19 protein-coding genes are annotated in these 22112 nt (G+C 61.1%); 10 read left to right on the top strand and 9 right to left on the bottom strand.

Annotated features, from left to right (window positions below):
• Positions 1 to 4: 4 nt before the first annotated feature.
• Positions 5 to 937 (top strand): CDF family Co(II)/Ni(II) efflux transporter DmeF, encoded by a 933-nt coding sequence (gene dmeF, locus ASD95_RS23585; RefSeq protein ID WP_056727836.1) that lies wholly within the window; start codon positions 5 to 7, stop codon positions 935 to 937.
• 11 nt (positions 938 to 948) lie between these two features.
• Here dmeF and ASD95_RS23580 read toward each other — a convergent pair whose 3' ends face one another.
• Positions 949 to 2058 (bottom strand): cytochrome P450, encoded by a 1110-nt coding sequence (locus tag ASD95_RS23580; protein ID WP_056727835.1) that lies wholly within the window; start codon positions 2056 to 2058, stop codon positions 949 to 951.
• Between the two features lie 79 nt (positions 2059 to 2137).
• On the opposite strand from ASD95_RS23580, the gene ASD95_RS23575 reads away from it, so the two are divergent.
• Positions 2138 to 2905, top strand: coding sequence for an ArsR/SmtB family transcription factor (locus ASD95_RS23575; RefSeq protein WP_056727833.1), 768 nt, complete (start codon positions 2138 to 2140; stop codon positions 2903 to 2905).
• 89 nt (positions 2906 to 2994) lie between these two features.
• Here the strand turns inward: ASD95_RS23575 and ASD95_RS23570 are convergent, their stop codons facing one another.
• The 5 genes from ASD95_RS23570 to ASD95_RS23550 form a co-directional block, all read right to left on the bottom strand.
• Positions 2995 to 4014 (bottom strand): branched-chain amino acid aminotransferase, encoded by a 1020-nt coding sequence (locus tag ASD95_RS23570; RefSeq protein ID WP_008052737.1) that lies wholly within the window; start codon positions 4012 to 4014, stop codon positions 2995 to 2997.
• 241 nt (positions 4015 to 4255) lie between these two features.
• Positions 4256 to 5638, bottom strand: coding sequence for a dihydrolipoyl dehydrogenase (lpdA, locus tag ASD95_RS23565; RefSeq protein ID WP_056727832.1), 1383 nt, complete (start codon positions 5636 to 5638; stop codon positions 4256 to 4258).
• A gap of 15 nt (positions 5639 to 5653) precedes the next feature.
• On the bottom strand, positions 5654 to 6928 hold the full coding sequence (locus ASD95_RS23560) for a dihydrolipoamide acetyltransferase family protein (protein ID WP_056727830.1): 1275 nt from the start codon (positions 6926 to 6928) through the stop codon (positions 5654 to 5656).
• Positions 6929 to 7987: an alpha-ketoacid dehydrogenase subunit beta gene (locus ASD95_RS23555; protein ID WP_015095444.1), complete on the bottom strand. Its 1059-nt coding sequence runs from the start codon at positions 7985 to 7987 to the stop codon at positions 6929 to 6931.
• 1 nt (position 7988) lies between these two features.
• The gene (locus ASD95_RS23550) at positions 7989 to 9224 is read right to left on the bottom strand and encodes a 3-methyl-2-oxobutanoate dehydrogenase (2-methylpropanoyl-transferring) subunit alpha (RefSeq protein ID WP_056727828.1); all 1236 of its coding nucleotides are present in this window, start codon (positions 9222 to 9224) and stop codon (positions 7989 to 7991) included.
• A 185-nt stretch (positions 9225 to 9409) separates the two neighbouring features.
• Here ASD95_RS23550 and bkdR point away from each other — a divergent pair, with 185 nt between their 5' ends.
• Entirely contained in the window at positions 9410 to 9898 is a 489-nt protein-coding gene (gene bkdR / locus ASD95_RS23540) for a Bkd operon transcriptional regulator BkdR (protein ID WP_046037311.1), read from the top strand.
• Between the two features lie 139 nt (positions 9899 to 10037).
• Entirely contained in the window at positions 10038 to 11738 is a 1701-nt protein-coding gene (locus ASD95_RS29255) for a hypothetical protein (protein ID WP_156385870.1), read from the top strand.
• Here ASD95_RS29255 and ASD95_RS23525 read toward each other — a convergent pair.
• Positions 11729 to 12592: an MBL fold metallo-hydrolase gene (locus tag ASD95_RS23525; protein ID WP_056727821.1), complete on the bottom strand. Its 864-nt coding sequence runs from the start codon at positions 12590 to 12592 to the stop codon at positions 11729 to 11731. The genes ASD95_RS29255 and ASD95_RS23525 overlap by 10 nt on opposite strands.
• 118 nt (positions 12593 to 12710) lie before the next feature.
• Between ASD95_RS23525 and ASD95_RS23520 the strand changes: the two genes are divergently transcribed.
• The 6 genes from ASD95_RS23520 to nahK all read left to right on the top strand — a co-directional run bounded on the left by ASD95_RS23520 (position 12711) and on the right by nahK (position 20569).
• A complete protein-coding gene (locus ASD95_RS23520; protein WP_056727818.1) occupies positions 12711 to 13052 on the top strand; it encodes an ArsR/SmtB family transcription factor in 342 nt (113 codons plus the stop codon).
• Between the two features lie 182 nt (positions 13053 to 13234).
• The gene (locus ASD95_RS23515) at positions 13235 to 14479 is read left to right on the top strand and encodes an FAD/NAD(P)-binding oxidoreductase (RefSeq protein ID WP_056727816.1); all 1245 of its coding nucleotides are present in this window, start codon (positions 13235 to 13237) and stop codon (positions 14477 to 14479) included.
• 9 nt (positions 14480 to 14488) lie between these two features.
• A complete protein-coding gene (locus tag ASD95_RS23510; protein WP_056727814.1) occupies positions 14489 to 15295 on the top strand; it encodes a sulfite exporter TauE/SafE family protein in 807 nt (268 codons plus the stop codon).
• 208 nt (positions 15296 to 15503) lie between these two features.
• The gene (locus ASD95_RS23505; protein ID WP_056727813.1) at positions 15504 to 16688 is read left to right on the top strand and encodes a porin; all 1185 of its coding nucleotides are present in this window, start codon (positions 15504 to 15506) and stop codon (positions 16686 to 16688) included.
• Positions 16689 to 16842: 154 nt separating this feature from the next.
• Positions 16843 to 18006 carry a nitric oxide-sensing protein NosP gene (gene nosP / locus ASD95_RS23500; protein WP_056727811.1) on the top strand — a complete coding sequence of 388 codons (1164 nt, stop codon included), beginning with the start codon at positions 16843 to 16845 and terminating at the stop codon, positions 18004 to 18006.
• Positions 17936 to 20569: a hybrid sensor histidine kinase/response regulator NahK/ErcS' gene (gene nahK / locus ASD95_RS23495; protein ID WP_082563028.1), complete on the top strand. Its 2634-nt coding sequence runs from the start codon at positions 17936 to 17938 to the stop codon at positions 20567 to 20569. The genes nosP and nahK overlap by 71 nt, the downstream gene beginning before the upstream one ends.
• Before the next feature lie 141 nt (positions 20570 to 20710).
• Here nahK and ASD95_RS23490 read toward each other — a convergent pair whose 3' ends face one another.
• Both ASD95_RS23490 and ASD95_RS23485 read right to left on the bottom strand, forming a co-directional pair.
• Complete coding sequence (locus tag ASD95_RS23490; protein ID WP_007976602.1) at positions 20711 to 21376, bottom strand: response regulator transcription factor; 666 nt, start codon at positions 21374 to 21376, stop codon at positions 20711 to 20713.
• 56 nt (positions 21377 to 21432) lie between these two features.
• Positions 21433 to 21990, bottom strand: coding sequence for a PQQ-dependent catabolism-associated CXXCW motif protein (locus ASD95_RS23485; protein WP_056727806.1), 558 nt, complete (start codon positions 21988 to 21990; stop codon positions 21433 to 21435).
• Between the last annotated feature and the right edge of the window lie 122 nt (positions 21991 to 22112).

Raw genomic sequence — 22112 nt, 5'->3', positions numbered from 1 at the left:
TCCCATGAAACAGACACCCCAGGCTTCGCGTTTTGCCCATGACCATGTGTTTCTCGGTGCATCCCATGATGAAAACGCCCGACGCACCTTATGGGTGGTGGCGCTGACGTTCGTGATGATGATTGGTGAAATTGCCGCCGGTTACCTCACCGGTTCCATGGCGCTGCTGGCCGATGGTTTTCACATGGCCACCCATGCCGGGGCCTTGGGCATCGCGGCGGCGGCCTATGGATTCGCACGGCGCAATGCCAATAACGCGCGTTACAGCTTCGGCACCGGCAAGGTCGGGGATCTCGCCGGATTTGCCTCGGCCATGGTGCTGGGGGTGGTGGCGATCGGCATTGCCGGTGAATCCGTTTATCGTCTGTTTCAACCAACGACCGTGGCATTCACCGAAGCGACGGTGATTGCAGTGGTGGGGCTGGCGGTGAACATCGCCAGTGCCTTTTTGCTGGCGGGCGGCCACGGTCATCATGGCCACGATCACGGACACAGCCATGAGCACGGCCATCATCACCATCACGACAACAACCTGCGCTCGGCTTATGTCCATGTGCTGGCCGATGCCTTGACGTCGGTGCTGGCGATTGCCGCATTGCTGGCCGGGCGCTATCTGGGGTGGGTGTGGCTGGACCCGGTGATGGGCATCGTGGGCGCCATCGTGATCGCGAAATGGGCCGTTGGATTGATGCGTGACAGCGCTGCGGTGTTGCTCGATGTCACGGATGAGCACGTTGCCGATGAAATCCGTGAACTGCTGGAGTCATCGGACGATGTGCGCATCAGCGATCTGCATGTCTGGCAGGTCGGCCCCCAGGCACGGGCCGCGATTGTCAGCGTTGTGGCCGCGGCCAATGTCAGTGCCGACACCATTCGCGAACGCCTGGCGCCGGTCCATGAACTGTCTCACCTGACCGTCGAATACCGCACGGCTTGAGCGGTTTTCGCTCAATCACTGAACAGCGCAATCCGTCCATTCGTGGATGGGCGGTATTGCCATTTCAGCTGCTCCAGTGCCGGCCCTATCGCCAGAAGCTGCTTGAGCGTGGCGCCGGCAATGCTCAACGCCAGGTGTTGCCCCGGACATTGATGGCGCCCCGCACCGAAGGTAAAGCTGCGCCGGTTCGGGCGCTCGAGCAGGAAGGTGTCGGGGTTGTCGTTGAGCTGCGGGTCGCGATTGGCCGAGGCCAGCAGCACCAGGATCACGTCGGTGGCGTTCAGCCTCACGCCATCAATTTCGCAGGGGGCGGCGACGAAGCGGCGGGTGTTCTGTACCGGCGGGTCGAAGCGCTGCACTTCGGCCAGCAGGTCTTCGACAGGGGGTGATTCGCTGCGCAGCGACGGGTGTTCAATCAATGTCAGCACGGCGTTGCCGATGAGCCCGGCAGTGGCCTCGAAGGTCTGGGAGAGCAGGCCTATCAGGTTGGCGATCAGGGTTTGCGGTGCGCCGGATGCGAAGCGCTGGCCGATACCTGCAAGCAATTGGCTGTGGTTGTGCGCATCGTCGAGCAATTCGATGAAGTAACCGCTCAATTGTTCGGCGGCAGCGTGGGCGGCGGTCAATTGTGCCGCGTTGCTCAAGGGCGACAGGCAGGCGACGAAATCCGCCGTCAGCTCGCTGATGGCGCGGCCCTGGGCCGGGGTGAACCCCAACAACGCCGCCACCACGCACACCGGTCCACGAAACATGGCATTGTACAGGCCAGCGGCATCCGCGGTGATCAATCGGGCGCCAACCAGGGCTTCGACTTCCCGCGCATCGATCAACTCCAGCCCCGGCGCAATCGCCGACCGTGGGCAACGTTGGCGCTCACCTTCATTCATGCGCATCAATTGGCCGAACACCTGGCCGGCCATGCCGTCGGCAATTGCCCTGGGGACTGGTTCGTGCGCGGGGCGAACGTGGCAATCGGGATGCGCCAGCACGGCGGCCACCGCCCGGGCGCTGCTGGCCACCCACAGGTTCAGCCCCGGATGAAAGGCCAGCCCACCTTCGGCACGCAATTGTGCGTAGTAGGAATAAGGATCGGCATGGGTTGCAGCGATGATCGGGTCCATGGGGCACAGCCTTTTGTTGTTGGAAAGTGTTGCTACTATCTCCAGTCCGAAAGGGCATTGATTCGTCCGGGAGCGAAATATGAGCGCAGAACAACACGACATCGGCGTCTCGCAGGTGGCGGCAGCCATCGCTGAGCCGGCACGGACGAAAATCCTCTGCTCGCTGATGGACGGCCACGCCCGCACCAGCACCGAACTGGCGGCGGTGGCCGAAGTCAGCGCGTCGACCGCCAGTGCCCACTTGGCCAAACTCAAGGAACTGGCACTGGTGCGGCTGCACGTTCAGGGACGTCACCGCTATTACAGCCTGGCGGACAAACGCGTGGCCCAGGCCCTGGAGGCACTGATGGTGATCGGCCAGAACAGCGCGCCAAGTTTCCAGGCGCGCACCCCGGATCGCCTGCAATTTGCCCGCACCTGCTACGACCACATGGCGGGAACCCTGGCCGTGCTGTTGCATGACCGGATGCTTGAAACGGGCTGGCTTGAGGAAACCGACGAACAGGCCTATCGCTTGAGCGACAGCGGTACGGCAATGTTTCAAGGACTCGGGATCGAAGTGCAGGACTTGAGCACCTTGCGCCGTCGTTTTGCCTGCCCGTGCCTGGACTGGAGCATGCGCCGGCCGCATCTGGGCGGGTCGCTGGGGGCGGCGTTGCTGCAAACGGCGCTCAGGCGCAAGTGGGTGACCCAGGATCTGGACAGTCGGGCATTGGCGTTGACGGCGTTGGGGCGCAGGGAGATGGCGGGGCGGTTCGGGGTTGAGTTGCGGTTGGATATTGAGGAGAAGAGCAAAAGATCGCAGCCTGCGGCAGCTCCTACAGGGGCTGCGAAATATCCATTGTAGGAGCTGCCGCAGGCTGCGATCTTTTTACGCTCATGAAAAAGCCCCCCATCGGTCACCCGATGGGGGGCTTTTGTGCGTCTGGCGTCAGGTCAAACCTTGACGATCCAGCCCGCTGGCGCTTCGATGTCGCCGGTTTGCACGCCGGTCAGCTCTTTGTAGAGCTTCTGGGTGACCGGGCCGACTTCGGTTTCGCTGTGGAACACGTGCAGGTGGTCGTTGTAGTCGATCCCGCCAATCGGCGTGATCACCGCAGCGGTACCGCAAGCACCGGCTTCCTTGAAGTCGGAGAGCTTGTCGATGAACACGTCGCCTTCGATCACTTCCAGGCCCAGACGGGTCTTGGCCAGCTCGATCAGCGACAGACGGGTGATGCCCGGCAGTACCGATGGCGAGTTCGGGGTCACGAACTTGTTGTCGTGGGTGATCCCGAAGAAGTTGGCCGAACCGACTTCCTCGATCTTGGTGTGGGTCATCGGATCCAGGTAGATGGCGTCGGCGAAGTGGGCTTTCTTGGCCTTGGAGCCCGGCATCAGGCTGGCGGCGTAGTTGCCCCCGACCTTGGCGGCTCCGGTGCCTTGTGGCGCGGCGCGGTCGTAGCTGGAAATCTGGAAGTTGTGCGGGGTCAGGCCGCCCTTGAAGTAGGCGCCGACCGGAATGCAGAAGATCGAGAAGATGAACTCGGGGGCGGTACGCACGCCGATGTTGTCACCCACGCCGATCACGAACGGGCGCAGGTACAGCGCGCCGCCGGTGCCGTACGGTGGAATGAAACGCTCGTTGGCACGCACCACTGCCTTGCAGGCTTCGATGAACTGCTCGGTTTCCACCTGCGGCATCAGCAGGCGGGCGCAGCTGCGCTGCATGCGCAGGGCGTTCTGGTCCGGGCGGAACAGGTTGATCGAGCCGTCCTTGCAACGATAGGCCTTCATGCCCTCGAAGCATTGCTGGCCATAGTGAAGGGCTGTGGAGCCTTCGCTGATGTGCAGCACGTTATCTTCGGTCAGGGTGCCTTTGTCCCACTCGCCATTGCGAAAGTACGACAGATAGCGCTTGTCGGTCTTGATGTAGTCAAAACCCAGCTTGTCCCAATTGATGCTTTCGTTACCCATGACACCCTCTATCACTGAACAACCGTCGAAACGGTTCAAGGCTTCTGACGTTTTTTGGATGGGGACAACAATACTTCATTCTTGGGCTAAATCGCAGCCCAGACGATAGGGGGAGAAGCAGATTTATTAGCCTGCTTATTAAACTTCCCGGTTCTTCGTCGAAAAGATCGCAGCCTGCGGCAGCTCCTACGGGATCGGCGGCCACCTGTAGGAGCTGCCGAAGGCTGCGATCTTTTGATCTTTACAGGTGCAACGCATGCCCCAGAGCGCGCAACGCCGCTTCCTGCACCGCCTCACCCAGGGTCGGGTGCGCATGGATGGTGCCGCCGATGTCTTCCAGCCGCGCGCCCATCTCCTGGCTTTGCGCGAACGCCGTGGACAACTCCGACACGCCGACGCCCACCGCCTGCCAGCCGACAATCACATGATTGTCCCGACGGGCGACCACCCGCACGAAGCCGCTTTTCGACTCCAGGGTCATCGCCCGGCCATTGGCGGCGAACGGGAAGCTCGACACGATGCAATCCAGGCCGGCGGCATTGGCCTCGTCCGGGGTCTTGCCGACCACCACCAGTTCCGGGTCGGTGAAGCACACGGCGGCGATGGCGGTCGGGTTGAACTCACGGGATTTACCGCTGATCAGCTCGGCGACCATCTCGCCCTGGGCCATGGCCCGGTGCGCGAGCATCGGTTCGCCGCTCAGGTCACCGATGGCATACACGTTGCGCATGCTGGTCTGGCAGCGGTGGTCGATCTTGATCGACGAACCGTTCATGTCCAGGTTCAGCGCTTCGAGGTTCCAGCCCTGGGTGTTCGGCTTGCGACCGACGGCCACCAGCACCTGATCGGTTTCCAGGTTCAGGGTCGCGCCGTTCGGGGCCAAAATCTGCAAGGTATTTTCTTTTGAATCAAAGCCTTGCACGCTATGCTTCAAGTAAAGCTTCACACCGAGTTTTCTCAGTTCGTCGTGCACCGGCTGGGTCAGTTCGGCATCGTAGGCCGGCAGGATGCGTTCCTGCGCTTCCACCACGCTGACCTCGGCGCCGAGCTTGCGATAGGCAATGCCCAGCTCCAGGCCGATGTAGCCACCGCCGACCACAATCAAGCGCTTGGGCACGGAGGTCGGCACCAGGGCTTCGGTGGACGAGATGATCGGTCCGCCAATCGGCAACATCGGCAGGTTCACGCTTTTCGAACCGGTGGCCAGCACCAGGTGCTCGCACTGGATGCGCGTGTCGCCGACATCCACGGTTTTACCGTCAACCACTTTGGCCCAGCCTTGGATGACCTGGACCTTGTTCTTTTTCAGCAGCGCGGCAACGCCGGTGGTCAGGCGATCGACGATGCCGTCTTTCCATTCGACGCTCTTGGTGATGTCCAGCGTCGGCGCGGAAACGCTGATGCCCAGGGGCGAAAGCTGATGGTGGTGCCGGGTCTGGTGAAACTGCTCGGCGACGTGAATCAGTGCCTTGGACGGAATGCAGCCGATGTTCAGGCAGGTGCCGCCCAGGGATTGGCCTTCTACCAGGATGGTCGGGATGCCCAACTGGCCGGCACGGATCGCTGTCACATAACCGCCAGGACCGCCGCCGATGATCAGCAGCGTGGTGTTCAAAGTTTGCATGGTGCTCTCCAACAATCAGTCCACAAACAAGGTAGCGGGTTGTTCGAGCAAGCCACGGATGGCCTGGATGAATAGCGCCGCGTCCATGCCGTCGACCACGCGGTGATCGAAGGAGCTGGAGAGGTTCATCATCTTGCGGATCACGATCTGGCCTTTGATCACCATTGGTCGTTCGACGATCTTGTTCACGCCGACGATCGCCACTTCCGGCAGGTTCAGCACCGGCGTGCTGACGATGCCGCCCAAGGCGCCAAGGCTGGTCAGGGTGATGGTCGAGCCGGACAGTTCATCGCGGCTGGCCTTGCCGTTGCGCGCAGCGTTGGCCAGGCGAGCGATTTCCGCCGCGCTGTCCCACAGGCTGCGAGCTTCGGCATGACGTACCACCGGTACCATCAGGCCGACATCGCTCTGGGTAGCGACGCCCACATGCACCGCGCCGAGGCGGGTGATGACCTGGGCTTCGTCGTCGTAGCGAGCGTTCATTTGCGGGAAGTCGCGCAGGGCGACGACCATGGCGCGGACCAGGAACGGCAGCAAAGTCAGCTTGCCACGGGTCGCACCGTGTTTTTCATTGAGGTGCGTGCGCAGCTCTTCCACGGCGGTGACGTCGATTTCTTCGACATAACTGAAGTGGGCGGCACGCTGGGTGGCGTCCTGCATGCGCTGGGCGATCTTGCGGCGCATGCCGATCACCGGGATCTGCTGTTCATCGGTACGTTGGGCGTAAGCAGCCGCCACCGGTGCCGAAGCGTTCGACTGACCCTGGGTCAGGTAGGCCTCGAGGTCTTCATGCAGTACGCGGCCGGCGGGGCCGGTGCCACGCACCAGGCGCAATTGAATGCCGAGGTCCAGCGCATGCTTGCGCACGGCCGGGGAGGCCAGCGGACGCTCATCGGCTGCGCGAGCCACCATCGGGCCCTGGCAGACGGCAGCTTTCGGCGATGGGGCAGCGACCGGTTTGCTTTCAACTACGGTTTCAACTTTGGCTGCGGCCACCGGGGCTTCTTTAACAGGTGCCGGTTGCGCCGACTCCTTAACGTTGCCCGCGCCTTCGACTTCAATGCTGATCAGCACACTGCCGACCGCCATGACTTCGCCCGGCTGTCCGCCGAGGGCGATGACCTTGCCATGCACTGGCGACGGGATATCGACCATCGCCTTGTCGGTCATCACATCGGCCAGTACCTGATCTTCGACGACCATGTCGCCGACCTTGACGTGCCATACCGACAATTCAACTTCTGCAATGCCTTCACCAATGTCCGGCATTTTAATGACGTGCGTGCCCATTCAAACCTCCATGACCCGTTTCAACGCCGCGCCCACTCGGGACGGACCTGGGAAATACGCCCACTCTTGCGCGTGCGGGTAAGGGGTGTCCCAACCGGTGACGCGTTCGATCGGCGCTTCCAGGTGATGGAAGCAATGTTCCTGCACCAGCGACACCAGTTCGGCGCCGAAGCCGCAGGTGCGTGTGGCTTCGTGCACCACCACGCAACGGCCGGTCTTTTTCACCGACTTGACGATGGTTTCCAGGTCCAGCGGCCACAGGCTGCGCAGGTCGATGACTTCGGCGTCGACGCCGCTTTCTTCAGCAGCGACTTGCGACACGTACACGGTGGTGCCGTAGGTCAGCACGGTGACGTCCTTGCCCGGACGGGTGATCGCAGCGACGTCCAGCGGCACGGTGTAGTAGCCATCCGGCACTTGCGCCGCGGGGTGCTTCGACCACGGGGTTACCGGGCGGTCGTGATGGCCGTCGAACGGGCCGTTGTACAGGCGTTTTGGCTCGAGGAAGATCACCGGGTCATCGTTTTCGATGGAGGCAATCAAAAGGCCCTTGGCGTCGTACGGGTTGGACGGCATCACCGTGCGCAAACCGCAGACCTGGGTGAACATCGCCTCGATGCTCTGGCTGTGGGTCTGGCCGCCGTAGATGCCGCCGCCGCAAGGCATGCGCAGGGTCATCGGCGCGGTGAACTCGCCGGCCGAGCGATAACGCAGGCGGGCGGCTTCGGAAATGATCTGGTCGGAGGCCGGGTAGACGTAGTCGGCGAACTGGATCTCGGCCACCGGACGCAGGCCGTAGGCGCCCATGCCCACGGCGACACCGACGATGCCGCTTTCAGAGATCGGCGCGTCGAACACCCGGGAGGTGCCGTATTTGTTCTGCAGGCCTTCGGTGCAGCGGAACACTCCGCCGAAGTAGCCCACGTCCTGGCCGAAGACCACGACGTTGTCATCACGCTCAAGCATCACATCCATGGCCGAGCGCAGGGCCTGGATCATGGTCATGGTGGTCGTGGTCATGGCGGTTTCCAGCTCGATATTGTTGTTGTGATCGTTCATGTCAGATCCCCAACTCTTGGCGCTGGCGCTTCAAGTGCTCCGGCATCTCTTTGTAGACGTCTTCGAACATGGTCGCGGCGCTTGGAATCTGGCCGCCGGCGAGGGTGCCGTACTGTTCGGCTTCTTTCTGTGCGGCGATCACTTCGGCTTCCAGCTCGGCGCTGACCGCAGCGTGCTCCTCTTCGGACCAGTGACCGGTCTTGATCAGGTGCTGCTTGAGGCGTGCGATCGGATCACCCAGGGGGAAGTGGCTCCAGTCATCGGCGGGACGGTATTTCGACGGATCATCGGAGGTCGAGTGCGGGCCGGCGCGGTAGGTGACCCATTCGATCATGGTCGGACCGAGGCCACGGCGCGCACGTTCGGCAGCCCAGGCCGAGGCGGCGTAGACCGCATAGAAATCGTTGCCGTCGACCCGCAGGGAGGCAATGCCGCAACCGACGCCGCGCCCGGCGAAGGTGGTCGCTTCACCACCGGCAATCGCCTGGAAGGTGGAGATCGCCCACTGGTTGTTGACCACGTTGAGGATCACCGGCGCGCGGTACACGTGGGCGAAGGTCAGGGCGGTGTGGAAGTCCGACTCGGCGGTGGCGCCGTCGCCGATCCAGGCCGAGGCGATTTTGGTGTCGCCCTTGATCGCCGAAGCCATGCCCCAGCCCACGCCCTGGATGAACTGGGTGGCGAGGTTGCCGGAGATGGTGAAGAAACCGGACTCCTTGACCGAGTACATGATTGGCAACTGACGTCCCTTGAGCGGATCGCGCTCGTTGGACAGCAACTGGCAGATCAGGCCGACCAGCGGCACGTCGCGGGCCATCAGGATGCTTTGCTGGCGGTAGGTCGGGAAACACATGTCGTCGATGTTCAGGGCCAGGGCCTGGGCGCTGCCGATGGCTTCTTCGCCAAGGCTCTGCATGTAGAACGACATCTTTTTCTGACGCTGGGCGACCACCATGCGGTTGTCGTAGATGCGGGTCTTGAGCATGGCACGCATGCCCTTGCGCAGGATCTCGCTAGAGACGCCTTCGGCCCAGGGACCGAGGGCATTGCCCTGGTCGTCGAGCACGCGAATCAGGCCACGGGCCAGGTCAGCCGTGTCAGCCGGTTCAACGTCGATTTGGGGTTTGCGCACCGTGCCGGCATCGGTCAGATGCAGGTAGGAGAAGTCGGTTTTACAGCCGGGACGGCCCGAGGGTTCGGGGACGTGCAGGCGCAGCGGTTCATACGCTTGGGTCATGGCTTCTACGCTCGATCTTGTGAATTTCTTGTAGTGAGCTGACAGATTTCGTTCGGTAGAAGAAATCTTGTCCTACAACAATCATAGGCCCGCCGAAGAAGAATATTTCTCTCTGTTTCGTTGCGCTGAAGATCATTTGCAGATAAAAAACCTGCATAAACATAAAAAGCAGGTGTTTTTATCTCATGCGCAAACTGGACCGTACCGATATCGGCATTCTCAACAGCCTTCAGGAGAACGCGCGCATCACCAACGCCGACCTGGCGCGTTCGGTGAACCTGTCGCCGACGCCGTGTTTCAACCGGGTCAAGGCCATGGAAGAACTGGGGGTGATTCGCGAGCAAGTGACGCTGCTGGACGCCGACCTGCTGGGGCTGCATGTGAACGTGTTCATTCACGTCAGCCTGGAGAAACAGGTGGAGGAGGCGTTGCAGCATTTCGAAGAGGCGATTTCCGATCGTCCCGAGGTGATGGAGTGCTACCTGATGGCAGGCGACCCGGACTATCTGATCCGGGTGCTGGTGCCGACCATTCAGTCGCTGGAGCGTTTCATGATGGACTTTCTGACCAAGGTGCCGGGGGTAGCGAACATCCGTTCGAGCTTTGCGCTCAAGCAAGTGCGGTACAAGACCGCGCTGCCGTTACCGGCCAATGGGTTGACGCTGGATAAATAAGGATTGGCGGTGTCACTGCTTTTACTGACGCAATAAGTCACAGCTGTACAACGCCGTTCTACAGTTTGAGCTTGTATTTGTGTGGTGCGGTTTTCTTTATGTTTTGCTCTCCACTATTGATTAACTAGAGTGAAACATAATGAAGCCTGTATTAGATAAAATTGCTTTGGCCTACTCGCTGGACGTCAATCCAGATGATTTGGATGATTACGGAAATATAAAAGAATATGTTCCTCCTGTTTTTGAGCCCTTTGTCGAGGACATGGGTGGAACTGATTTGATGGATATCCAGGCCGCTCTGGACGGAGGGCCGGGTCCATCTGCCCTGGAGAGCGATATTGGAATTACCGCCGGTTGGTGCCCGAACGGGAGCTGGAGTGGCGGGATATGCAAACCCTTCAATAACATTCGTAACCACTGGATGCGCGCTTACGGTGTTGTCAGCAACTTGCCGATTCATATGGCGATTCTACCCGGTACTCACAATTCAGGTTTCGATAAACAAGCAAAGTATGTCCCTAGTCTGGAGGTATGTCAGGACGTCGCGCCGTACCATCAATTGACTGCCGGTATTCGAGTGCTGGATCTCAGGGTTCAACATTATTCGGGACTATCGGTTGGTGATCCACGGCGTTATTCGATTTTTCATTCGACAAACAACGGGCGAACGGTCCAGGGCGATGTTCTCGATGCTGTGCGCATGTTTCGTCAAAACTCTGAAGGGGACACTAAACGCGAGATCGTGATTCTGAATTTTCATCAGTTCAGGAATTTTACGGCCGCAGCCCATCGTGAACTAGCTGGAATAATAAAGTCCTATTTGGGCGAATCGATCATATCGCCTGTGTATCGAGATCTGACGGTGTCGCAAATATGGGCGTTGCCAAACTATAAAAATGTCGTCATTTCATACAACGCCGATCCCAGGGATGCGCTTTTTTGGAACGGCGTCAATCAACGCTGGATAGGCTCGAATACACCGTCGAATGGTGAGCTAAAAGCGTTTATTGACCGGGTCGGCAATGAAACCAAACCCTTTGGTGAGTTGCGGGCAATTCAAGCCCATCGCATGACTTTTCCATTCGACGGCGCCAAAGATATTTCGGGCTCGTTGATGTCATGGTTTGCTGCCGGCTCCGCCAGCCATCCGATCATGAAGTACTACATCATCAATTGCGATTGGTCGTTACGGCATCGCCTGGTGGACAACATCATCTTTTCCAACCAGTTCCGCAGCCGAGCGTTGGGCATTCCTGATGTTGTACAGGCCAGCCCGACGAGCATTGGCGTTCAAGGCATGCCAAGCGCCCGGCATATGATCTTGCAGATCGATGACGCGCACTGGACTGAAACAGTGGCGCTGCCGCCGATTCTTGATGAAGAGCCACACCGGTTGCTGGTTTGCTCGGATGCGGACGCCGAATGTGAGCTGGATCTGCGTGGCAGTGATGTTCCGCTGCCTGGCGTCCGTCTATCGAAGGGGGAGGTGGTTGCCCTGGTGTGTCTTGATGGCTCGCGCCAATGGGCGTTGCAGGTGCGCGAATGCTCGCCGAATGAGCACGGACATGTGATTGCGGCGCCTTGCGACGGCGAGAAATTTATTCGCTATACATTGTCGGTCGGCAATTACGCGCCGTTGGTGTACTTGCCGGCGGAAGCTCCCGCCAACAGTGTGGTGCTGATCGTGTGCGATGCACTCTATACCACCCGAATCGGCCACTCCCAGGGCACGGATGAACTTGAACATGTCATCTCTGCCGGTCAGGTTCTCGCGTTTACCTACAGCACGGCGTCCCGGCAGTGGCACAAGCAGGAGGTGCTGCCCGGCAGTCACAACTGATTGATCGGAATCTTCAAGTAAGTCACACCATTGTCTTCCGCGGGCGGCAAGTTCCCCGCCCGCACATTCACCTGGATCGCCGGCAGCAACAGTGTCGGCATCCCCAACCCCGCATCGCGCCGGGTGCGCATTTGCACAAAGGCCTTTTCGTCGATGCCGTCTCGCACGTGGATATTGCTTTTGCGCTGTTCACCCACGGTAGTCATGCATTGGGACACGCGACCCTCGGGCGGATAGTCGTGGCACACGTAGAGGCGCACGCTGGCGGGGAAGGCCAGCAGTTTCCGGATCGAGGCAAACATCTGGTTGGCATTGCCACCGGGGAAGTCACATCGGGCAGAGCCGACGTCGGGCATGAACATCGTATCGCCCACCAGAATCACATCACCGTCGATCAGGTAAGCCATGTCCGCCGGGGTATGGCCAGGCACGTGCAGGGCGGTCGCCTTGAGGTTGCCGATCATGAACGATTCGTCGGGGGCGAACAGGTGGTCGAACTGGGAACCGTCGACGTGAAAGGAAGGCTCCAGATTGAACAGCGCCTTGAACACGTCCTGGACCTTGCTGATCGATTCGCCAATGGCGATTTTGCCGCCAAGCTCCCTGCGCAGATACGGCGCGGCGGACAGGTGATCGGCATGGGCGTGGGTTTCCAGCAGCCATTGCACTTGCAAGTGGCGGGCGCGAACGAAGGCGATGATCCTGTCGGCCTGGGTGGTCGCGGTACGCCCGGAGGCCCCGTCGTAGTCGAGCACCGGGTCGACAATCGCACACTGCCCGCCATCAGCCTCGTAGACCACGTAGCTGTAGGTCGAGGAGGCGGGGTCGAGGAAAGCTTCAATCAGCGCGGGCATGGACACGAACCTGTGCAGGGGTAGAAAAGTCGGACGACGGAAAGTCAGCCATGGGTTGCAACACTTTATGTAAAGACATAATGTTCGCAGCTTAAGTGACGTTGAAGGCATCCTGCAAATGCAATCCAGTCTGACCGAATGTGAAGTCGCCCAACTGCGCGCATCGGCCTCCAAGGCCTGTGCGCTGCTCAAGGCCCTGGCCAATGAGGATCGCCTGTTGATCCTGTGCCAGCTGACCCAGGGCGAACGCAACGTAGGCGAACTGGAAAAAATGACCGGCGTACGCCAACCGACCCTGTCCCAGCAATTGGGGATCCTGCGCGATGAAGGACTGGTCGCGACCCGTCGTGAAGGCAAGTACATTTTTTACGGTCTCGCCAGCCACGAAGTGATCCAGGTGATGAAAACCCTCTCCGGGCTTTATTGTGGGGCGGTGTTTAAAAGCTGGGTTCAGCCCTGATGCCAGCCAACTCAACATAACCCTGTGGGAGCGGGCTTGCTCGCGAAGGCGGTGTGTCAGCCAATGTTTATGTCTACTGACACAATGCTTTCGCGAGCAAGTCGAATCGTCGCACCGCCGCTCCCACATTGGTTTTGTGTATTGACTAGAAAAATCCTTGCGTGCAGCAAAAGGAACAAGCAATGAACGATCAACACTGGGGCCCATCCATCAGTGCAGATATCGTGGTCATCGGCGGCGGCACCGCAGGCATCGGCCTGGTCGCCAGCCTGCTCAAGCGTAGCCCGCAGCTGAACATCACCGTGATCGAACCCGACTCCCGGCACTACTATCAACCGGCCTGGACGCTGGTCGGCGGCGGTGCCTACAACGTGGAAAACACCGTGCGGCCGATGGCGTCGGTGATGCCACGCGGGGCCCATTGGCTGCAGGCTGCCGTGACGGGCATCGATCCCGACAAGTGCCAACTCACCCTCGGTGACGGGCGCACGGTCAGCTATCAAAACCTGGTGGTCTGCCCCGGCCTGCGCCTGGCCTGGGAGAAAATCGAAGGCCTGGAGGACACCCTCGGCCAGCATGGTGTGACCTCCAATTACAGCTATCGCCACGCGACCTACACCTGGGACCAGGTGCGGAAATTGCGCGGCGGCAAGGTGCTGTTCACCCAGCCGGGCATGCCGATCAAGTGTGCCGGCGCGCCACAAAAGGCGCTGTACCTGTCCTGCGATCACTGGAACAAGACCGGTGTGCTGAACAACATCGAGGTCGAGTTCAATCTTGCCGGCGCGGCGCTGTTCGGAGTGCCGACCTTTGTCCCGCCGCTGATGAAATACATCGAGAAGTACAAAGCCCGGTTGGCGTTCAACTCGAATCTGGTCAAGGTCGACGGCCCGGCGAAAACCGCGTGGTTCGACGTCAGGGATGCCGATGGCAGTGTCACCCGCCAGGCAAAGACCTTTGACCTGCTGCATGTCGTTCCGCCTCAGGTGGCCCCGGATTTTGTCGCCCGCAGCCCGTTGGCCGACGCCGCCGGCTGGTGTGAGGTCGATCCCCACAGCCTGCAGCATCCGTGTTACCCCGGCGTCTTCGCCCTGGGTGATATCTGCGGCACCACCAATGCAAAAACCGCCGCGGCGGCGCGCAAGCAGATCGTGGTGGTGGCCGAAAACCTGTTGGCCTGGCGCAAGCAACAGCCGCTGCCGCTGAAGTACGACGGCTATGGCTCCTGTCCGCTGACGGTGGAGAAGGGCAAGGTGATCCTTGCCGAGTTCGGGTACGCGGGCAAGTTGCTGCCGACCTTTCCCCTTGACCCGACGATACCGCGCTGCTCGGCGTGGTGGCTGAAGGCGACACTGCTGCCGTGGTTCTACTGGAACGGCATGCTCAAGGGCCGCGAGTGGCTGACACGTGTGTCCAAGGTGGACTGAGAACTCCCTATGTTGCTGGCAAGTCTGTTTGGTGTAGTGATGGGGTTGGTGCTCGGCTTGACTGGCGCCGGCGGCGGTATCCTTGCGGTCCCGGCCCTGGTGTTGGGACTGGGCTGGAGCATGACCCAGGCCGCTCCGGTGGCGTTGTTCGCGGTGGGCAGTGCGGCAGCGGTCGGCGCCATCGACGGCTTGCGCCATGGCCTGGTGCGTTATCGCGCGGCGCTGCTGATCGCCGCGCTCGGTGCGGTGTTTTCGCCGGTGGGCATCTACTTTGCCCATCAGTTGCCGGAAAAAATCCTGATGATCCTGTTCAGCCTGCTGATGGTCGTTGTGGCCGGGCGGATGTTGCGCCGCGAGCGCAAGGATGCGGGCCCCAGCGATCACGGTCAGGCCAACTGGGGCCAGAAGAACTGCATGCTCGATCAACAGACCGGGCGCTTTTCCTGGACCGCCAAATGCACCGCGACCCTCGCCGCGCTCGGGGCCGTGACTGGCGTGGTCTCGGGATTGCTGGGGGTGGGCGGTGGTTTTCTGATCGTCCCGGCCTTCAAGCAACTGACCGATGTGCAGATGCGCGGGATCGTTGCCACGTCGCTGATGGTGATCAGCCTGATTTCGGCGATCGGCGTGATCGGCGCCTTCCATGCCGGGGTGCGCATCGATGGTTTGGGCATCGCCTTCATCGTCTCCAGCATCGTTGGCATGATCATCGGCCGCAAGCTCTGCGCCCGGGTGCCGGCGCGGGCGTTGCAAGTCGGTTTCGCCAGCATCTGCGTCGTGGTCGCCGCCTACATGCTGTTTCGGGCCAACGCCTAGCCGGTACCGGTTCCTGTGGACGCCACCGGGGTCCACAGGCCTACATCCTAAGTGGCGAGCCTCGCCGACCGGCGGTCTTACGCCATGGTGCTCACGCACCGCCGGCCCATCCAAAGCAGCTGCAAACCAGCCCCAAGGCAGCGTATGGCGCCGCTCGTCAGGTTTCGATAATCGCCTCCGACACTCAGTCCCCGTTTCGGAGCGCGCCATGCACAACAATAAGAACGTCACGCATCGTTTTCTGCCTGCCTTTATCGCCAGCCTGTCTGCCCTTGGCCTGAGCCAGGTGGCCGAGGCAGACATCATGCTGTACGACAAGGACCAGACCACGTTCTCCACCGACGGCTACATCAACGCCTTCTACGTGAACAGCGATGTCGACCGCGCCGGCGATCAGTTCGACCGTCGACAGGCGCGGGTCAAGATGGGCTTTTTGCCCAACTACCTGGGGTTCAACATGGGCAAGCAGGTAGACGACCTCAAGCTCGGTGCCCGTGCCTCGTTCTGGGTCACCATCAACGACAGCGAAACCAACGGCACCGACACCGCCATCGATGTGCGGCAGTTCTTCGGCACCGTGGCCAACCCGGAATGGGGCGAAGTGCTGATCGGCAAGGACTTCGGCCTGTTCGCCCGTTCCAACATCCTGCTCGACGAAATGCTTGCCGGTTATGGTCAGGTCAGCGATACGTTGGGGCTGGTGGATGGCGGCGGGGTGTCGTTCGGCAACATCGGCACCGGTTACCCGTATCCGTTCCCGACCTCGCAGATCACCTATCGCACCCCGGTAATGGACGGTCTGCGCGTGGCGGTCGGCATCATGGACCCGGTGGACACCAACGACAGCAGCCCGACGGGCAAGGCCTATCAGGAAAACCCGCGTACCGAGAGCGAAGTCACCTATCAGTTCGACCTGGCCGGGGCCAAGATCTACAGCTGGGTCAACGGCAGCTACCAGACCTCGGACAACACTGACTCCACGGTCGAGACCGTCACCTCCAAGGGTGTCGGTTATGGCGTGCAGGCGAAGATGGGCGGCTTGTCCCTCACCGGGTCCGGTTTCCAGGCCAAGGGCATCAACCCGTTTTTCACCAACAATGCCGGCGAGCCGACCCTGCGCAACGTCGACAGCGACGGCTACCTGATGCAGGGCTCCTACAAACTGGGCAAGAACCGCCTGGCCTTGTCCTACGGCAAGACCAATGACGATGGCAACGGCGTGGTCGGCAGCGGCGCGGACTACGAGACCCGCGGCATCGCGTTGTTCCATGACGTGAACGACAACCTCAAGCTGGTGGCCGAGTACAACCAGTTCGAAATCAACGGCCACGACACCGACGAGCAGAACGAAGACACCGACACCTTTGCCGTGGGTGCGGTGCTGACCTGGTAACCCCGGGAGGTGGCCCTGGCCGTGCGCATCGCGGCGAGGGTCGCCAACCGTCTCATCCCATCGAAGCGGCTACCCGCTACCCAAGTAGCATTCGTTGCACCTCGCAGGCTTCGTACACTCGTGCCTCATACACACGCACCTGCGGGAGGCGACGATGCAGCAGGGCCAGAACGAAGGAATCGTCAGTGCAATGTCCCAGGCCGCCGATGCCCGGCAGGTGGCGCAGGAACTGGCACGACAGTTGTTGCATCCGCACCTGGGGTTCGTGCTGTTCTTCTGTTCCGCCGAGTACGACTTGCAGGCGCTGGGCCAGGCCTTGCAGCAAAGCTTCGGCGGCATTCGCCTGGTGGGCTGCACCAGCGCCGGGGAAATCACCCCCCTGGGCTACGGGCGCAATTGCGTGACGGCGGTGGGTTTCGATCACCGGCACTTTTCCATTGCGATCGAGCTGATCGACCAGATGGAGCACTTCAGCCTGATCGACGCCCAGCAAATGGTCGAGCGCCTGGTCAGTGGCTGTCGCAGCAACACCCTGGCGCCGATCAAGGGCAACAGCTTTGCCCTGACCCTGCTCGATGGCCTGTCCAGCCGCGAGGAAATGGTCCTGGCGGCCTTGAGCGCGGCACTGGGCGACATTCCGCATTTCGGCGGTTCGGCCGGCGACGACAACTACCTGACCCATACCCATGTGTACTTCGATGGCGAGTTCCACAGCGGCGCGGCCGTGGTGGTGCTGGTCAATACCTGGCTGGATTTCGAAGTGTTCACCACCCACCACGTGCTGCCCCGCGCCGAGAAGCTGGTGGTCACCGGGGCCGACAGCGCCTTGCGCCGGGTCTTCGAACTCAATGCCGAGCCGGCTGCCGAGGAGTACGCCCGGCACATCGGCGTGCCGGTGGCGCAGCTCGATCACCGGGTTTTCGCCGCGCACCCGTTGGCGGTGCGGATCAACCAGCAGTACTACGTGCGGGCCATCCAGCAGGTGCATCCGGACCTGAGCCTGAGTTTCTACTGCGCCGTGGAAAACGGCATCGTCCTCACCGCCATGACCCCGGGGCCGATGCTGCCGAACCTGCAGAGCCTGTTCGAGGGGTTGCAGGAGCGTCTGGGCGATTTGCTGCTGACCATCGGTTGCGACTGTTTCCTGCGGCGTCTGGAACTCGAAGACGACGGCAGTCTTGATCAGATCGGCGCGTTTTTGCGTGAGCAACGGGTGATGGGTTTCAACACCTACGGAGAACAGTTCAATGGCATGCACATCAACCAGACCTTCACCGGCGTTGCCATTGCCCGCGGCCGTGCCCCGGGACATCGCTGAGCTGCAGGCCGAACTGGCCAGGCTGCGCCTGGAAAACCATAAACTGCAGCGCATCAATGGCGCGCTGATCGAACGGGTCGAGTCCGGGGGGACTCGCGGCAACGATCCGTACGCGGCATTCCAGCATTCGGTGGTGCTGGCCGAGCAAGTGCGTGAACGCACCGATGCCCTGAACCAGGCCATGGCCGAACTCAAGGCCGGTAATCATCTGCTCAGTGAAGCCCGCCTGCGCGCGGAAACGGCGCATCAACACCTGATCGATGCCATCGAAAGCATTTCCGACGCCTTCGTGCTGTTCGACGCCGACCAGCGCATCGTGCTGTTCAACAGTCGCTTCAAGGCGTTCTGGAGCAACAGCCGGGTGCGGATCAATGCCGGCATGCGCCTGACCGAGGTCAAGCGGCTGATGATGAACAACGCCCTGTTCACCGAAGAGCCTCGCGGGCACGCCGACGAAAACCTGCTTTACCGTCTGCAGAACGGGCGTTGGCTGCAAGTCAGCGAGCGGCCGACCCAGGAAGGGGGGCGGGTGATTCTGTTCACCGACATTACCGACGTCAAACTCAGCGAAACCATGCGCCGCGAGCAGGCGGTGGCGCAGAAGTCGCACCTGTTGCAACGGGCGGTCGACAACCTGTCCCAAGGGGTGGCGATGGTCAGCGCCGAGGGCATCCTGGAATTGTGGAACCGGCGCTTCCTGGAATTGAGCGGCCTGGCGCCGGTGGCGGCCCATCGCCCTTTTGCCGAAGTGATCGCCGACAGCGAGTTGAACCTGCTGACCCCTGCCAGTCGCGACGGCAACGGGCGACCGGTCCGCGAATGCGAGCAGCGCCTGTACGATGGCCGGGTCCTGGAAATCCGCACCCATCCGTTGCCCACCGGCGGTTTCGTCAACACCTTCACCGACATTACCGAGCGCTACCAGCACGCCGAAGCGCTGAGTGAAAGCGAACACTGGATCCGCCTGATCACCGATCACGTACCGGCATTGATTGCCTACCTCAATGCCGACCTGGTCTACGAGTTCACCAACAAGGTCTACGAGGAGTGGTACTGCTGGCCCCGCGGCGTGATGCTCGGCCAGAGCCTGCGTGAAGTGCACAGCGAACAGCATTACCAGCGCCTGGAGTCCTATGTGGCCAGGGCACTGGCCGGCGAGAGCGTGACCTTCGAGTTCGCCGAAACCAACGTCAACAACCAGGAGCGCTACATGCTGCGCTCCTATGTGCCCAACCGTCTGGCCAGTGGCGAGGTGGTGGGGATTTTCGTGCTGATCCGCGACATCACCGAACGCCGCCGCACCGCCGAGGCGCTGCATCAGGCGTATCAGAACCTTGAGCTGCGGGTACGCGAGCGCACGGCGGAGTTGACCACCCTCAACGACCAGTTGCTGCGCGAGATCGATGAGCGGCGCCTGGTCGAGTCACGCTTGCGCGAAGCCAAGCAGGAAGCCGAGCAAGCCAACCTGTCGAAAACCAAGTTCCTCGCCGCCGTCAGCCACGACCTGCTGCAACCGCTGAATGCGGCGCGATTGTTCACCAGTGCCTTGCTGGAACGCCGAGAGCCGATGTCCAGCGAGATTCTGGTACGCAACGTGAGTAATTCCCTGGAAGACGTGGAGAACCTGCTCGGCACCCTGGTGGATATTTCCAAGCTCGATGCGGGGGTGATCAAGGCCGACGTCGCGCCGTTTGCCCTCAGTGAACTGCTGGACAACCTGGCCGCCGAATACACCCAGGTGGCGCGCAGTGAAGGCCTGCAATTGCACTTCATCGGCTGTTCGGCGCTGGTGCGCAGCGACATCCAGTTGCTGGCGCGGATTCTGCGCAACCTGCTGAGCAACGCGATTCGCTATACCTACAGTGGTCGCGTGGTGCTCGGTTGCCGGCGGCATCATCAGTGCCTGACGATCGAAGTCTGGGACAGCGGCATGGGCATTGCCGAGCATCGCCTGGAGGAGATTTTCCAGGAATTCAAGCGCGGCGATGTGCAGCGACCGGATCAGGATCGCGGACTGGGCCTGGGCCTGGCGATCGTCGAGAAAATTGCCGGCATCCTCGGGCATCCCATTCATGTGCGCTCGTGGCCGGGCCGGGGTTCGATGTTCTCGGTCGAAGTACCCTTGAGCGCCACCGCGCCGACACCGCCGCCGACGCTGCAGATGAGCGAGCCGATGCTTGAGCGCCTGCGGGGTGCCAGGATATGGGTGCTGGACAATGACGCGACCATCTGTGCCGGCATGCGCACCTTGCTGGAGGGGTGGGGGTGTCGGGTGGTGACGGCGCTGTCGGAGGAGGACCTGGCACGGCAAGTGGACAACTACCGCGCCGAAGCCGACTTGCTGATCGCCGACTATCATCTGGATAACGATCAGAACGGTGTCGATGCAGTGGCCCGGATCAATGCCCGTCGTGCCTCACCGATCCCGGCGATGATGATCACGGCCAACTACAGCAATGAGCTCAAGCAGCAGATCCGCGAACTGGGCCACACCCTGATGCACAAGCCGGTGCGGCCGATGAAACTGAAGACGGCGATGAGTCATTTGCTCGGCAGGCCTTGATTTTCTGGGTGTCGGTGCTGGCCTCTTCGCGAGCAAGCCCGCTCCCACATTTGATCTTCATCAAACACAGATTTTGTGTACGACGCAGGTCCAGTGTGGGAGCGGGCTTGCTCGCGAAGGGGGCGCCGCGGTCTTGCTGACTCAACGCCGCAGATAAGACCCGAAATCAATATCCCCGGCACTCAGGATCGCCTGCACCCGGTTGTGCACGTTGAGCTTGCGCAGGATTGCCGAGACGTGGGCCTTGACCGTGGTCTCGGCGATTTCCAGGGTGTAGGCGATCTGCTTGTTCGATTCGCCCTTGGTCATGCGCTCCAGCACTTGCAGTTGCTTGCGGGTCAGGGCCTGGAGCAGTTCGGGCGGGAAGCTCGGGGTGTCGTTCATCCGTCGGTGGGTGCTGCTTTTGGCGGTGCGGATGATGTCCGGGGGCAGGTAGACATTGCCATTGAGAATCTGCTGGATCGCATCGGTCATCTGGGCGCGGGGTGACGATTTGGTGATGAAACCCACCGCGCCGTAGGTGATGGCTTGCAGCACGATCTGTTTGTCCTGCTCGGCGGAAACAATCACCACCGGAATGGTCGGCGCTTCGTTGCGCAGGTTGATCAGGCCATTGAGCCCGTGCATGCCGGGCATGTTCAGGTCGAGCAGGATCAGGTCCAGGTCGTCGTGTTCCTGGGTCAGGGCCAGGGCGCTGTCCAGGTCGGCGGTTTCCATCACTTCGCTGCCGGCAAAACCGTCGCTGATGACGTTGTGAATGGCTTCACGAAACAGCGGGTGATCGTCGGCAATCAGGATTTTGTACATGGCCTTTCACCTCATTATTTTGATTATGGTGTGGCAACAACACGCACGCGTAAAGCTCAGGGAAAGGGTTCGGGCCGGGCAGGCGAAACCGGCAGGTTGGCCGCTTGCCAGGCGTCCAGGCCATCGCGATACCAATACAGAGTCTTATAGCCCATGGTGGCTGCGCGCTTGACCGCATTCCAGCTCAACCAGCAGTCGGAGCGGCAATAGAAGACCAGCGGTTGGGTCGGGTCGCCGGCGGTCAGCTTTTGCAGGTTGCCGGCGAAGTAGTCCTGCCATTGCGGCGTCAGGTCGCCATCCCCGGTATTGGCCAGCCAATGGCTGCCGGGCAGGTTTTCATGGGGCTGGTCTTCGATGAATTGCCCTTGCAGCCACTGACGGCGGTAGACGTCGATCAGCAGTGGGCGTGGGGTTTGGCCGAGCAGGGTTTGCAGGGTGAGGGTATCGACGATGGTTGCGCCTTGCAGTTGGTCGGGCGTCGGGCTGCGGTACAGGCCGATGCGATAACCCTCGGCGGAGAACAGCGCTGTGTCGGCCTGCGCGGTGCTCAGCAGCAGGCCCAGCGACAGGGCGGCGAGAGCGGGGCGCAACAGGCAACGTCGGGCACGTGGCATGGGTTCGGTCCTTATAGTTATGGACCTATTACATGCCAGTCGGGGGGCGTTGGGAATGCGACGATAGACAGGTAAACCAGTACTAAAGTAGTAATTCTCCCTGTTCAATGAAGATCCCCCAC

Origin of the sequence: Pseudomonas sp. Root71 (genome assembly GCF_001429045.1) — a bacterium.
GTDB lineage: Bacteria > Pseudomonadota > Gammaproteobacteria > Pseudomonadales > Pseudomonadaceae > Aquipseudomonas > Aquipseudomonas monachiensis.
This window is presented reverse-complemented; position numbering and strand designations above follow the sequence as displayed.

Bases quoted from the DNA above. Each gene is read 5' to 3' on its own strand.
- dmeF (WP_056727836.1), top strand. From the start codon at position 5: ATGAAACAGACACCCCAGGCTTCGCGTTTTGCCCATGACCATGTGTTT.
- ASD95_RS23580 (WP_056727835.1), bottom strand. From the start codon at position 2,058: ATGGACCCGATCATCGCTGCAACCCATGCCGATCCTTATTCCTACTAC.
- ASD95_RS23575 (WP_056727833.1), top strand. From the start codon at position 2,138: ATGAGCGCAGAACAACACGACATCGGCGTCTCGCAGGTGGCGGCAGCC.
- ASD95_RS23570 (WP_008052737.1), bottom strand. From the start codon at position 4,014: ATGGGTAACGAAAGCATCAATTGGGACAAGCTGGGTTTTGACTACATC.
- lpdA (WP_056727832.1), bottom strand. From the start codon at position 5,638: ATGCAAACTTTGAACACCACGCTGCTGATCATCGGCGGCGGTCCTGGC.
- ASD95_RS23560 (WP_056727830.1), bottom strand. From the start codon at position 6,928: ATGGGCACGCACGTCATTAAAATGCCGGACATTGGTGAAGGCATTGCA.
- ASD95_RS23555 (WP_015095444.1), bottom strand. From the start codon at position 7,987: ATGAACGATCACAACAACAATATCGAGCTGGAAACCGCCATGACCACG.
- ASD95_RS23550 (WP_056727828.1), bottom strand. From the start codon at position 9,224: ATGACCCAAGCGTATGAACCGCTGCGCCTGCACGTCCCCGAACCCTCG.
- bkdR (WP_046037311.1), top strand. From the start codon at position 9,410: ATGCGCAAACTGGACCGTACCGATATCGGCATTCTCAACAGCCTTCAG.
- ASD95_RS29255 (WP_156385870.1), top strand. From the start codon at position 10,038: ATGAAGCCTGTATTAGATAAAATTGCTTTGGCCTACTCGCTGGACGTC.
- ASD95_RS23525 (WP_056727821.1), bottom strand. From the start codon at position 12,592: ATGCCCGCGCTGATTGAAGCTTTCCTCGACCCCGCCTCCTCGACCTAC.
- ASD95_RS23520 (WP_056727818.1), top strand. From the start codon at position 12,711: ATGCAATCCAGTCTGACCGAATGTGAAGTCGCCCAACTGCGCGCATCG.
- ASD95_RS23515 (WP_056727816.1), top strand. From the start codon at position 13,235: ATGAACGATCAACACTGGGGCCCATCCATCAGTGCAGATATCGTGGTC.
- ASD95_RS23510 (WP_056727814.1), top strand. From the start codon at position 14,489: ATGTTGCTGGCAAGTCTGTTTGGTGTAGTGATGGGGTTGGTGCTCGGC.
- ASD95_RS23505 (WP_056727813.1), top strand. From the start codon at position 15,504: ATGCACAACAATAAGAACGTCACGCATCGTTTTCTGCCTGCCTTTATC.
- nosP (WP_056727811.1), top strand. From the start codon at position 16,843: ATGCAGCAGGGCCAGAACGAAGGAATCGTCAGTGCAATGTCCCAGGCC.
- nahK (WP_082563028.1), top strand. From the start codon at position 17,936: ATGGCATGCACATCAACCAGACCTTCACCGGCGTTGCCATTGCCCGCG.
- ASD95_RS23490 (WP_007976602.1), bottom strand. From the start codon at position 21,376: ATGTACAAAATCCTGATTGCCGACGATCACCCGCTGTTTCGTGAAGCC.
- ASD95_RS23485 (WP_056727806.1), bottom strand. From the start codon at position 21,990: ATGCCACGTGCCCGACGTTGCCTGTTGCGCCCCGCTCTCGCCGCCCTG.